Origin of the sequence: Klebsiella sp. ME-303, assembly GCF_007910085.1 — a bacterium.
In the GTDB taxonomy this organism is placed as follows: Bacteria; Pseudomonadota; Gammaproteobacteria; order Enterobacterales; family Enterobacteriaceae; genus Klebsiella; species Klebsiella michiganensis.
The window spans coordinates 55,465-67,984 of record NZ_VOJB01000095.1 but is presented as its reverse complement, the minus strand read 5'-3'; the positions used below and the strand labels follow the sequence as shown (position 1 = coordinate 67,984).

Sequence of the window (12,520 nt, the reverse complement as noted above, 5' to 3'; positions counted from 1 at the left end):
ATTCCACTGCCATAGCATTTTTTATGCTGGAGGGTATTTTTATGCCTGAAAATGATTACGTTGTAATTATTGGATCGGCAAATATGGATGTTGCTGGTTATTCCAATGTATCGTTGAACTATGCGGATTCTAACCCCGGGAAAATAAAATATACTCCCGGCGGCGTAGGGCGAAACATTGCGCAAAACATTGCCTTGTTAAATAAAACAGCGTGGCTATTATCGGTTGTCGGTGACGATTTTTATGGCCACTCTCTATTAAAACAAACGGCCCAGTCCGGGGTTCACGTCGATAAATGTCAGGTTATCCAGGGAGAAGGTACTTCAAGCTATTTATCGCTGCTTGATAATACCGGTGAAATGCTGGTGGCGATTAATGATATGAGCATCACAGAACATATTACGCCAGCGTTTTTAAGACAGCATCATGATTTTATCCGCAACGCTGCGGTGATTGTCGTTGATTGCAATATCAGCGAGGCCGCTCTCGCCTGGCTGATGGAAAACTGCGGCGCAACGCCCGTTTTTGTCGATCCGGTTTCAGCCTGGAAATGCGTGAAAATCAGCCAGCATCTGGAGCGTATTCACACCCTGAAACCGAACCGAATTGAAGCTGAAACGCTGAGCGGCATCGCGCTGTCCGGCACGGATGACGTCGCGCGCGTTGCCGACTGGTTTCATCAGCGTGGCCTGAAGCGCCTGGTGCTGAGCATGGGCGGCGACGGGGTTTACTACAGCGAGAAAGAGGGCGAACGCGGCTGGTCAGCGCCGCTAAAAACGCAGGTCGTTAACGTCACCGGCGCCGGTGACGCCATGATGGCCGGCCTTGCCTGCTGCTGGCTCGACGGCTGTTCATTTTCGCAAGCGGTGAAGTTTGCTCAGGGATGCTCTTCTCTGGCGCTCTCATCGGAATTCACCAATAACCCTGAATTATCTTACGCCAACGTAAAAAAGGTAGTGGAGAAAGAATATGTCTGAATTAAATATTTCCTCTGAATTATTACAGGTTTCTGCGGAAGTTCAGCAGGCGTTGAAAAATAATCAGCCAGTAGTGGCTCTGGAATCGACCATTATTTCTCACGGCATGCCATTTCCGGAAAATGCGCAAACGGCGCTGGAAGTAGAAGAAACCATTCGTCGCCAGGGGGCGGTGCCGGCAACCATTGCGATTATTCATGGCGTCATGAAAGTTGGCTTAAGCCGTGAAGAAATTGAACTGCTGGGCCGCGAAGGGCATAACGTCGCCAAAGTCAGTCGTCGTGATTTACCCTTTGTTGTCGCCGCGGGATTAAATGGCGCGACCACCGTGGCGTCCACCATGATTATTGCCGCAATGGCCGGAATTAAAGTCTTCGCCACCGGCGGAATTGGCGGTGTACATCGCGGAGCCGAGCACACGTTTGATATTTCCGCCGATTTGCAGGAGCTGGCAAATACCAACGTCACCGTCGTCTGCGCCGGTGCAAAATCTATTCTCGATCTCGGTTTAACGACCGAATATTTAGAAACGTTTGGCGTTCCGCTTATTGGTTATCAAACCTCTGCGCTGCCGGCATTCTTCTGCCGAACCAGCCCGTTTGACGTCAGCATTCGCCTCAATAGCGCCAAAGAGATCGCCAAAGCGATGGCGGTGAAATGGCAGTCGGGTTTGAATGGCGGCATGGTGGTGGCGAACCCCATTCCTGAAGCGTTCGCGATGCCGGAAGAGAAAATCAACGCCGCCATCAACCGGGCGGTGAAGGAGGCGGAAGAGCAGGGCGTGGTGGGGAAAGCGAGTACGCCGTTCCTGCTGGCCCGCGTTGCGGAGCTGACCTGCGGAGACAGCCTGAAATCCAATATTCAGCTGGTCTTCAACAACGCCATTCTGGCCTGCGAGATTGCCAAAGAGTATCAGCAGGTAGCCTGACGGCAGTTGCGGGCCGTTTGCGGTTGCCCGCCCCGATATCAACGATACCGAAAGCCTGGCCCGCGCCGGGTTTTCCACCAGGTAAGGATATCATTATGGACATCATGAGAAGTCTTCTGGGGATGGTGGTGTTGCTGGCCATTGCCTTTGCGCTGTCAGTCAATAAAAAACGCATCAGCGTCAGAACGGTAGGGGCGGCGCTGCTGCTGCAAATCGTCATTGGCGGGGTGATGCTCTACTTTCCGCCGGGCAAGTGGCTGGTCGAGCAGGCCGCGCTTGGGGTACATAAAGTCATGTCCTATAGCGACGCCGGAAGCGCGTTTATTTTTGGTTCACTGGTCGGCCCGAAGATGGACGTGCTGTTTGACGGCGCCGGCTTTATCTTCGCCTTCCGCGTGCTGCCCGCCATCATTTTTGTCACCGCGCTGATAAGCCTGCTTTACTACCTCGGCGTGATGGGGCTGCTGATCCGGATTCTCGGGGGCATCTTCCAGAAGGCGCTGAATATCAGCAAAATTGAGTCTTTTGTCGCCGTGACCACCATTTTTCTTGGGCAAAATGAGATCCCGGCGATCGTCAAACCGTTTATCAACAAGCTCAACCGCAATGAGCTGTTTACCGCGATTTGCAGCGGGATGGCGTCGATCGCCGGGTCGATGATGATCGGCTATGCCGGTATGGGCGTGCCGATTGATTATCTGCTGGCCGCTTCGCTTATGGCTATCCCCGGCGGGATTCTGTTTGCCCGTATGCTGAGTCCGGCAACCGAAGCATCCCAGGTCACTTTCGACAATCTCTCCTTCACCGAGACGCCGCCGAAAAGCGTTATTGAGGCGGCGGCGTCAGGGGCGATGACCGGCCTGAAAATTGCCGCCGGGGTGGCAACGGTAGTGATGGCGTTTGTGGCGATTATTGCTCTGCTGAACGGTATTATCGGCGGCATTGGCGGCTGGTTCGGCTACGGTCACGCCACGCTGGAGGGAATTTTCGGCTTCCTGCTCGCGCCGCTGGCATGGATTATGGGCGTTGACTGGAGCGATGCGACGCTGGCGGGCAGCCTGATTGGCCAAAAGCTGGCGATAAACGAATTCGTCGCCTACCTCAACTTTTCTCCCTATCTGCAAGCCGGCGGCAATCTGGACGTGAAAACCGTTGCGATCATCTCGTTCGCGCTGTGCGGTTTCGCCAACTTTGGCTCGATCGGCGTGGTTGTCGGGGCGTTTTCGGCCATTTCACCGCAGCGCGCGCCGGAGATTGCCCAGCTTGGGCTGCGCGCCCTGGCGGCGGCCACGCTCTCTAACCTGATGAGCGCCACCATTGCCGGGTTCTTTATTGGTCTGGCATAACAGGCTGCGCGCACCGCGCCTGCGGTGCGCGCTACGCCACGCCGGGAAGTAAATTGAGCGCGTTATCAACGGACAACGAGGGGTTGTTGATACCGTCGCTGGCGCGGGTGATGGCGGTGCAGGCCATGGCGAAAGCGACGCTCTCTTTAAAGTCGCTACCGTCGAGATAGCTATAAAGTAGCCCTGCCATTAGCGCATCGTCGGCGCCGAAGCTGTCTATCGTCGTATGGTCCGGCAGACTCATTCGGAAGCGTTCACCCCCTGCTTCGCTACAGAAAACAGCGTCGTCTTCCGAGCAAATCACCACCCGCTGAGTTCCCCTTTCGTGCAGCCATGCTAGCGCCCGATCGCGATCCGCGTCGTTTTCGATAGCCTGTCCCCAGAGGATCTGGAGTTCGCGCAGCGTGGGTTTAAGGGTGTGGATCTTCCCCAGCCATGGGCGAATGCGGTGCGCTTTAAACTCGGACACGGTATCAACAAATACCGGAATGCCGTTAGCCAGGGTAAATACCCACTCCAGCGACTGCTCCGTCAAATTACAATCGACCAGAATGACGCCGGCATGCGTCAGCAGATCCCGGTACTGATTCAGCAGCTGGGGCGTGAGCGACTGTAAAATATGCGTATCGTTAATCGCCAGCACCGTCTCTTCCTGCGGGTTAGCGATGGAGAGGTAGGTGGCGGTGTTATGGCCGTGCAGGCGGATACAGCTCTGCACGTTAACGCCCGCCTGGCGGGTTTGCTCCAGCAGCGTTTCGCCGTAAAAGTCGCTGCCGACGGCGGAAATCAAATGCACATCGCGGCCCAGCAGCGCCAGGTTATGCGCGATGTTCCGCGCCACGCCGCCGGCGGAGCACTGGATATTCCCCGGGTTGGAGACCGGTTGAGGATAATGAATATCGGCAATTCCGCGGATATCCATATTCACCGCGCCCAGCGAGACGCAGTACTCCTGCTCGGTAAGGATGTAGCCTTTGCCCTTGATGGCCCCCTTACGCGTGAGGTCCATAATGTGCGCGGCCACGCGGGAGCGGCTAATCTGCAGAATATCGGCAATCTCATGCTGCTGAATTAGCGGATTGCGCCGCAAAATTTTGAGGATCTGCTTTTCCCTGTCGTTCATATCAGACCGTGGCCTCTTCCGTTTGCTGCGCCCGCAGCCAGGCGATCTCTTCCGCCCAGATATCAGGATTGATCGTTTCCAGAATCAGCGGGATACCGTCAAAGCGGCGGTCCTGCATAATCCAGCGGAAAGCATCATGGCCAATATTGCCTTCACCCAGGCTGTGGTGACGGTCAACGCGGCTGGCGAACGCGCTTTTCGCATCGTTCAGGTGCATACCGCGCAGATACTGGAAACCCACAATTCGGTCGAAATCAGCGAAGGTTTTTTCGCACTCTTCGGCGCTGCGCAGGTCGTAGCCGGCGGCGAAGGCGTGACAGGTATCAATGCACACGCCGACGCGTGATTTATCTTCCACACCGTCGATGATGGCCGCCAGATGCTCAAACTTAAAGCCCAGGTTACTGCCCTGGCCGGCGGTGTTTTCAATGACCGCCGTGACGCCTTCGGTTTTTGCCAGCGCGATATTGATCGATTCGGCGATACGCGCCAGACATTCGTCTTCCGGGATTTGCTGCAGATGGCTACCCGGATGGAAATTCAGCAGCGTCAGGCCGAGCTGCTGGCAGCGGGAGAGTTCATCAATAAAGGCATCGCGGGATTTTTCCAGCGCGTCCTCAACCGGATGACCGAGGTTTATCAGATAGCTGTCGTGCGGCAGAATTTGCCCCGGGCCGAACTGGTACTTTTCGCAGGCGGCTTTAAATTCAGCAATGGTTTCGTCGCTCAGAGGGGCGGCGCGCCACTGGCGCTGGTTTTTGGTAAAGAGGGCAAATGCGGTCGCGCCGATTTCGGCTGCGCGAATGGCGGCGTTGGCTACACCGCCGGAGGCGCTGACGTGCGCTCCAATATATTTCATAAAAAACTCCAGTTAAGCCGCTGGGGGGAGGGTAATGATAGCGGCTTAGCCGGAGAGTTACATCATCCTTAATACAACCTGAGTAGCGAGGGGCTTCAGGCCATCAGGCTATGAATGGCCAGGTTAATCGCGCCGCCGCCGACAATCAGCCAGACGAAGAGCATCAGCGCCATCAGCAGCGGTTTGGCGCCGGCTTTTTTCAGCGCGCTGACGTGGGTGGTCAGGCCGAGGGCGGCCATCGCCATCGCCAGCAGTACGGTATCCAGCGTGACCAGCATATCGACAACCGCTTTCGGCAGCAGGTGGAAGGAGTTAAACACCGCCACCAGAATAAACAGGATCGCAAACCACGGAATGGTGATTTTACTTTTCTCACCGCCGTTTGCCGGGGCTAATTGCTTCACGCGCGCGGCGAGGAACAGCAGGAACGGAGCCAGCATCATCACGCGCAGCATTTTTGCAATCACCGCCGCGTTTTCCGCGTCCGGACCCACCGCGTGGCCTGCCGCGACAACCTGAGCAACCTCATGCATCGTCGAACCCATATAAATGCCGTAGGCTTCCGGCGTGAACCAGTGCGCCAGGAAGGGATAAATCGCCGGGTACAGGAAGATGGCAATGGTACCGAAAATCACCACCGTGGCGACGGCGACCGTGACTTTGCTGGCCTCCGCTTTGACGACCGGTTCCGTCGCCAGTACCGCTGCCGCACCGCAGATGCTGCTGCCGGCGCCAATCAGCCAGCTGGTATGTTTATCGAGGCCGAAAACCTTTTGCCCAAGAAAACAGGCGATCAAAAAGGTGCTGGAAAGCGTCAGAACGTCAATCACGATACCGCCGACGCCGACGTCGGCAATCTGGGCGAACGTCAGGCGAAAGCCGTATAAGATGATGCCGAGACGCAGCAGGTGCTGCTTCGCAAAAATCACGCCGCCGTCGCAGGGCTGCCAGATTTTCGGGTAAACCGTGTTACCGATGACCATGCCGAATAAAATGGCCAGCGTGAGGGCGCTGAAGCCCGCGCCAGCGATAGCCGGAAAGCTACCGGCCCACAGCGCTGCGCCGGTGAGCAGGGCGGTGAGCGCCAGTCCAGGTGCAAAGTGCCGCAATGGGCGATGTTTAGTCGGTAAAGTGAGTGCTGTCATAACCTTCTCCTTTGTCTGGGAAAAGCATACGACTCGCTGGTTTAAATATAAAATTGATTATATATTTATAATTAATCGAAATAAGTGGTAAAAACGCGGTTTCGCGGTTTGAGAACGATGGGCCTCAGCCTCACGCCGCGGATCGCGAGTCGTCTATAAAGGCAGGAAAAATATGCATATCACGCTACGTCAGCTGGAAGTTTTTGCTGAAGTTTTAAAAAGCGGATCGACCACTCAGGCGTCGCAAATGCTGGCGCTTTCCCAGTCGGCGGTTAGCGCGGCGCTGACCGAACTGGAAGGGCAGCTGGGGGTGCAGCTCTTTGACCGCGTAGGGAAAAGGCTGGTGGTCAACGAGCACGGCAGGCTGCTTTATCCGCGGGCGCTGGCGCTGCTGGAGCGGGCGCTGGAGATAGAGCAGCTGTTTCGCGGCGACAACGGCGCGATCCGCGTCTACGCCAGCAGCACCATCGGCAACTATATTCTGCCGGAAATCATTGCGCGCTATCGACGCGATCTGCCGGATTTACCGCTGGAGCTGAGCGTGGGCAATAGCCAGGACGTGATCAATGCGGTGGCCGATCTGCGCGTGGATATCGGGCTGATTGAAGGTCCCTGTCACGCCGCGGATATTATCGCCGAACCCTGGCTGGAAGATGATCTGGTGGTCTTTGCCGCGCCGGATTCGCCGCTGCTGGCAGGGGAGGTGACGCTGCAACGGCTGGCGGAAGCGCCGTGGATTTTACGCGAGCACGGCTCCGGGACCCGGGAGATCGTCGACTATTTATTACTCTCGCATTTACCGGCGTTTCATCTTGGGATGGAGCTGGGCAACTCGGAAGCCATCAAGCACGCGGTGCGCCACGGTCTGGGCATTAGCTGCCTGTCGCGACGCGTGGTGGCGGAGCAGCTTGAAGTCGGATCGCTGGTGGAGCTGACGATTCCGCTGCCGCGCTTAACCCGTACCTTGTGGCGCATTCATCACCGGCAGAAGCATATTTCCAAGGCATTACAGCGATTTCTGCATTATTGCGACGTGTAAAAGCTGACGCCACGCGCGCTGGCGTTTTCGGGATTTCATGCTTTACTAATAATCCATGCTCGATCATGAAGCTCTCTTATAACTTTGCAATTGTATCGGATGGATCACAGACACTCTGCTACAATCTCGCCTCGTTTTTTGGATGGATAGCATTTTCACATGGTTTCGGATACTAAAACCACAGAAGCGCCCGGTTTACGTCGTGAACTGAAGGCGCGCCACTTGACCATGATCGCGATTGGCGGTTCCATAGGTACAGGTCTTTTTGTTGCCTCTGGCGCAACGATTTCTCAGGCGGGCCCGGGTGGGGCGCTGCTCTCTTATATTCTCATCGGCCTGATGGTTTATTTCCTGATGACCAGCCTCGGCGAGCTGGCGGCGTTTATGCCGGTGTCCGGCTCTTTTGCCACCTACGGGCAGAATTACGTTGAGGAAGGCTTTGGCTTCGCGCTGGGCTGGAACTACTGGTACAACTGGGCGGTGACCATCGCCGTTGACCTCGTTGCCGCTCAGCTGGTGATGACCTACTGGTTCCCCGATGCACCCGGCTGGGTCTGGAGCGCGCTGTTCCTCGGCATCATGTTCCTGCTGAACTGGATCTCGGTAAAAGGCTTTGGTGAAGCGGAATACTGGTTCTCGCTGATCAAAGTGGCCACCGTCATCATCTTTATTATTGTCGGCGTGATGATGATCTTTGGCATCTTTAAAGGCGCACAGCCGGCGGGCTGGAGCAACTGGGTTGTCGACGATGCGCCGTTTGCCGGCGGCTTTGCGGCGATGATTGGCGTGGCGATGATTGTCGGCTTCTCGTTCCAGGGAACCGAGCTTATCGGCATCGCGGCCGGCGAGTCGGAAAATCCGGAGAAGAACATTCCGCGCGCCGTGCGGCAGGTGTTCTGGCGTATCCTGCTGTTCTATGTGTTCGCCATCCTGATCATCAGCCTGATTATTCCGTATACCGACCCGAGCCTGCTGCGTAACGACGTGAAAGATATTTCCGTCAGCCCGTTCACGCTGGTCTTCCAGCACGCGGGGCTGCTGTCGGCGGCGGCGATTATGAACGCGGTTATTCTGACGGCGGTACTGTCGGCGGGTAACTCCGGGATGTACGCGTCCACCCGCATGCTCTACACCCTGGCCTGCGATGGCAAAGCGCCGCGTATTTTCTCTAAACTGTCTAAAGGCGGCGTGCCGCGTAATGCGCTGTATGCCACCACGGTGATTGCAGGGCTGTGCTTCCTGAGCTCGATGTTCGGTAATCAGACCGTTTACCTGTGGCTGCTGAATACCTCCGGCATGACCGGCTTTATCGCCTGGCTGGGGATTGCTATTAGCCACTATCGCTTCCGTCGTGGCTACGTGCTGCAGGGGAACGATCTCAACGATCTGCCGTATCGTTCCGGCTTTTTCCCGCTGGGGCCGATCTTCGCTTTCGTGCTGTGCCTGATCATTACCCTGGGCCAGAATTACGAAGCGTTCCTCAAAGATACCATCGACTGGGGCGGCGTGGCGGCAACCTATATCGGCATTCCGCTGTTCCTGGTGATCTGGTTCGGTTACAAGCTGGCGAAAGGAACGCGTTTTGTGCGCTACAGCGAAATGAAGTTCCCGGAGCGTTTTAAAAGCTAAGGTCAGCTGACGCCGTAAGATAAAACCCTTTCATCGAGAGGGTTTTTTTTATGTCTGCGATTCTTACATGTTGATACAGTTATTCATAATTTTATTGATAATTGTAATCATTATCTTTATCATTTCCGCCAAATTCAGGATGAAGCCAATCCCCGTATCTTGCAGAGGGTCAGACTGACAAGGGGCGACCAGCCACATCTACTGTAAAAAATTGCGCGCATACGCCGTTAGAGCGCTATGCCGACAGTACCTGTGAGCAGGACCTTTTTTGTTTGTTTTGTTGTACACCTCATGGAGATATGGAATGTTCAGGCTAAACCCTTTTGTCCGGGCCGGATTATGCGCGTCCGTCGTATCCCTGGCGTTTCCGGCGCTCGCCGACGTTAACGAAGAAACGCTGGTCGTCACCGCTGCGGCAACTGAACAGAGCGTCAAAGATGCGCCCGCCAGTATTAGCGTTATCACCCAACAGGATCTGCAGCGTAGACCGGTACAAAACCTGAAGGATGTACTGCGGGAAGTGCCGGGCGTGCAGCTCACCAACGAAGGGGATAACCGCAAAGGGGTGAGCATTCGCGGCCTCAGCAGCGGCTATACGCTGATCCTCGTTGACGGCAAACGCGTTAACTCGCGCAACGCCGTTTTCCGCCACAACGATTTTGACCTCAACTGGATCCCGGTTGATGCCATTGAGCGTATCGAAGTGGTGCGCGGGCCGATGTCTTCCCTCTATGGTTCCGACGCCCTCGGCGGCGTGGTCAATATCATCACCAAAAAAGTCGGTCAGCAGTGGACGGGCACCCTCAGCGCGGATACCACCATTCAGGAACACCGCGATCGCGGCGATACGTACAACGGTCAGTTCTTTACCAGCGGCCCGCTGATTGACGGCGTGCTGGGGATGAAAGCCTACGGCAGCCTGGCAAAGCGTGCCAAGGACGATCAGCAGGCTTCCAGCAACGCAGCTGGCGAAACGCCGCGTATTGAAGGCTTCACCAGCCGCGACGGCAACGTCGAATTCGCCTGGACGCCCACTGATAATCAGGACATCACCGCTGGCTACGGGTTCGATCGCCAGGATCGGGATTCCGACTCTCTTGACCGCAACCGCCTTGAGCGCCAGAACTACTCCCTGAGCCACAACGGCCGCTGGGATGTCGGCAATAGCGAGCTGAAATTCTACGGCGAGAAAGTGGATAATAAAAATCCGGGCCAGGCCGGCACGATCACATCTGAGAGTAACTCGGTGGACGGCAAATACGTTCTGCCGCTGGGCATGATCAACCAGCTGCTGACCTTCGGCGGCGAATGGCGTCACGATAAGCTGAAAGATCCGGTCAACCTGAGCAGCGGCGGTAAATCCACTTCCGCCAGCCAGTACGCGCTGTTCCTCGAAGATGAATGGCGGATAATCGAGCCTCTGGCCTTAACGACCGGCATTCGTATGGACGATCACCAGACCTATGGCGATCACTGGAGCCCGCGAGCTTATCTGGTGTATAACGCCACCGATACCGTGACCGTGAAGGGCGGCTGGGCGACAGCATTTAAAGCGCCATCCCTGCTGCAGCTGAACCCGGACTGGACCACCAACTCCTGCCGCGGCTCGTGCAGCATTATCGGTAACCCGGATCTGAAACCGGAAACCAGCGAAAGCTTCGAACTGGGTCTTTACTATCGCGGTGAAGAAGGCTGGCTTGAAGGCGTGGAAGGAAGCGTCACCACCTTCCAGAATAACGTTGACGATATGATCGATATCCTGCGTACTTCCAGCGCCAGCGAAGCGCCGGGCTACCCGAATTTTGTCGGCTGGAAAACCGTGAACGGTAAGCGTGTGCCGGTATTCCGCTACTTCAACGTCAATAAGGCGCGTATCAAAGGGGTAGAAACGGAATTGAAGGTGCCGTTCGGCGACGAATGGAAGCTGACGGTCAACTACACCTACAACGATGGCCGCGACCTGAGTAACGGCGGCGATAAACCGCTGCAAACGCTGCCGTTCCATACCGCTAACGGTACCCTCGACTGGAAACCGCTGGACGACTGGTCCTTCTACGTCACCGCCAACTATACCGGCGAACAGCGTTCGGTCAGCGCGACGGGCAAAACGCCCGGCGGCTACACCATGTTTGATATCGGCGCGGCCTGGAACGTCACCAAAAACGTCAAGCTGCGCTCCGGGGTACTCAACGTGGGCGATAAGGATCTGAGCCGCGACGACTATAGCTATACGGAAGAAGGCCGCCGCTACTTTATGGCCGTCGATTACCGCTTCTAACCGGGCGATAAAAGAGGGCTGGCGGATTTCCCTGCCAGCCCTCGCTAAAGGCGCTCAGGGTGAAGCCAGATGGAAAAGCATCAATGCGCCGGGAAGGTGATTCACGACGCATTGAAGGATCAGGAGAAGAGGTGTCGGGCATGGAAACGCAGGTGGTCCTCAATAAATGAGGCGATAAAGTAGTAGCTGTGATCGTAACCGGGCTGAATACGCAGGGTTAACGGCCAGCTTTTCTGACGCGCGGTTTCCGCCAGCACCGCCGGCTGCAGCTGTTCGGCGAGGAATGTATCGCTGTCACCCTGGTCAATCAGGGTTGGAATCGCATCTGACTCGCTGCTGGCCTGCATTAACGCGCAGCTGTCCCAGGCCTGCCAGGCCGCTTTATCCGCTCCCAGATAGGCGGTAAACGCTTTTTTGCCCCAGGGAACCTGGGTCGGGTTAACGATAGGCGCGAACGCGGAAACGCTGACGAAGCGGCCCGGATTCTTCAGCGCCATCACCAGCGCGCCGTGGCCGCCCATGGAATGCCCGCTGATGGCGCAGCGGCCGCTGAGATTAAACTCGCGGGCAATCAGCTGCGGCAGCTCGTCGCGAAGGTAATCGTACATGCGGAAATGCGCGGACCACGGCGCCTGGGTGGCATTGAGATAAAAACCAGCGCCTTTCCCCAGATCGTAAGCGCTATTGTCGGCAACGTTATCACCGCGCGGACTGGTGTCCGGCATCACCAGCGCAATGCCCAGTTCGGCGGCGACGCGCTGAGCGCCCGCTTTGGTGGTGAAGTTTTCATCGTTGCAGGTCAGGCCGGAGAGCCAGTAGAGAACCGGCGGCGGCGCGTCAGCGGCGGCGGGAGGTAAAAAGATGCTGAAGGTCATTGCGCAGTTCAGCGTTGCGGAGTCGTGCCGCCAGCGTTGCTGCCGACCTTCAAAACAGCGGTGCTCTTCGAGCAGTTCCATGCAGGGCTCCTTAAGTGTCTCAGGCGTAATTTTCCATAATACAGATATTTCATGCCCTCGTGAGTAACTTTCACTTCCTCCTTTTCGGAACGTATTGCATCATTAATGCAACTTTTAACCAACATGCTGACCTTGCCGCAGCGGCAGGCGTCGCGCTATGGGTCGGCGATTGGCTTGGTTGCGGCAAGGTGAGCAGGGCGTTGCGTGACGCATCGTAGTGCGCTGGTCTGGCGGCGTGGA

Annotated in this window: 10 protein-coding genes; 6 read left to right on the top strand and 4 right to left on the bottom strand. The window is 56.4% G+C overall.

What is annotated here, in order from left to right:
- Window positions 1-41: 41 nt before the first annotated feature.
- The 3 genes from FQK12_RS23105 (at window position 42) to FQK12_RS23095 (ending at window position 3,251) form a co-directional block, all read left to right on the top strand.
- Window positions 42-977, top strand: a complete 936-nt coding sequence (locus tag FQK12_RS23105) for a pseudouridine kinase (protein WP_032719921.1) — start codon at window positions 42-44, stop codon at window positions 975-977.
- On the top strand, window positions 970-1,905 hold the full coding sequence (locus FQK12_RS23100; RefSeq protein ID WP_014230165.1) for a pseudouridine-5'-phosphate glycosidase: 936 nt from the start codon (window positions 970-972) through the stop codon (window positions 1,903-1,905). Before FQK12_RS23105 ends, FQK12_RS23100 begins: the two co-directional genes overlap by 8 nt.
- 95 nt (window positions 1,906-2,000) lie before the next feature.
- Window positions 2,001-3,251 carry a NupC/NupG family nucleoside CNT transporter gene (locus tag FQK12_RS23095; protein ID WP_014230164.1) on the top strand — a complete coding sequence of 417 codons (1,251 nt, stop codon included), beginning with the start codon at window positions 2,001-2,003 and terminating at the stop codon, window positions 3,249-3,251.
- 31 nt (window positions 3,252-3,282) lie between these two features.
- Here FQK12_RS23095 and FQK12_RS23090 read toward each other — a convergent pair whose 3' ends face one another.
- The 3 genes from FQK12_RS23090 to FQK12_RS23080 form a co-directional block, all read right to left on the bottom strand.
- The gene (locus FQK12_RS23090; protein WP_014230163.1) at window positions 3,283-4,374 is read right to left on the bottom strand and encodes a sugar kinase; all 1,092 of its coding nucleotides are present in this window, start codon (window positions 4,372-4,374) and stop codon (window positions 3,283-3,285) included.
- A gap of 1 nt (window position 4,375) precedes the next feature.
- Window positions 4,376-5,233 (bottom strand): deoxyribonuclease IV, encoded by an 858-nt coding sequence (nfo, locus tag FQK12_RS23085; protein WP_014230162.1) that lies wholly within the window; start codon window positions 5,231-5,233, stop codon window positions 4,376-4,378.
- A 95-nt stretch (window positions 5,234-5,328) separates the two neighbouring features.
- Window positions 5,329-6,378, bottom strand: a complete 1,050-nt coding sequence (locus tag FQK12_RS23080; protein ID WP_014230161.1) for a YeiH family protein — start codon at window positions 6,376-6,378, stop codon at window positions 5,329-5,331.
- Window positions 6,379-6,550: 172 nt separating this feature from the next.
- Here FQK12_RS23080 and yieE point away from each other — a divergent pair, with 172 nt between their 5' ends.
- From yieE to cirA, 3 genes are all read left to right on the top strand, one after another.
- The gene (gene yieE / locus FQK12_RS23075) at window positions 6,551-7,417 is read left to right on the top strand and encodes a DNA-binding transcriptional regulator YeiE (RefSeq protein WP_014230160.1); all 867 of its coding nucleotides are present in this window, start codon (window positions 6,551-6,553) and stop codon (window positions 7,415-7,417) included.
- A 159-nt stretch (window positions 7,418-7,576) separates the two neighbouring features.
- A complete protein-coding gene (locus tag FQK12_RS23070; RefSeq protein ID WP_004852681.1) occupies window positions 7,577-9,046 on the top strand; it encodes an amino acid permease in 1,470 nt (489 codons plus the stop codon).
- 304 nt (window positions 9,047-9,350) lie between these two features.
- Window positions 9,351-11,324: a catecholate siderophore receptor CirA gene (gene cirA, locus FQK12_RS23065; RefSeq protein WP_014230158.1), complete on the top strand. Its 1,974-nt coding sequence runs from the start codon at window positions 9,351-9,353 to the stop codon at window positions 11,322-11,324.
- A 119-nt stretch (window positions 11,325-11,443) separates the two neighbouring features.
- Here cirA and fghA read toward each other — a convergent pair whose 3' ends face one another.
- Complete coding sequence (gene fghA / locus FQK12_RS23060) at window positions 11,444-12,280, bottom strand: S-formylglutathione hydrolase (protein ID WP_014230157.1); 837 nt, start codon at window positions 12,278-12,280, stop codon at window positions 11,444-11,446.
- Window positions 12,281-12,520 lie beyond the last annotated feature (240 nt).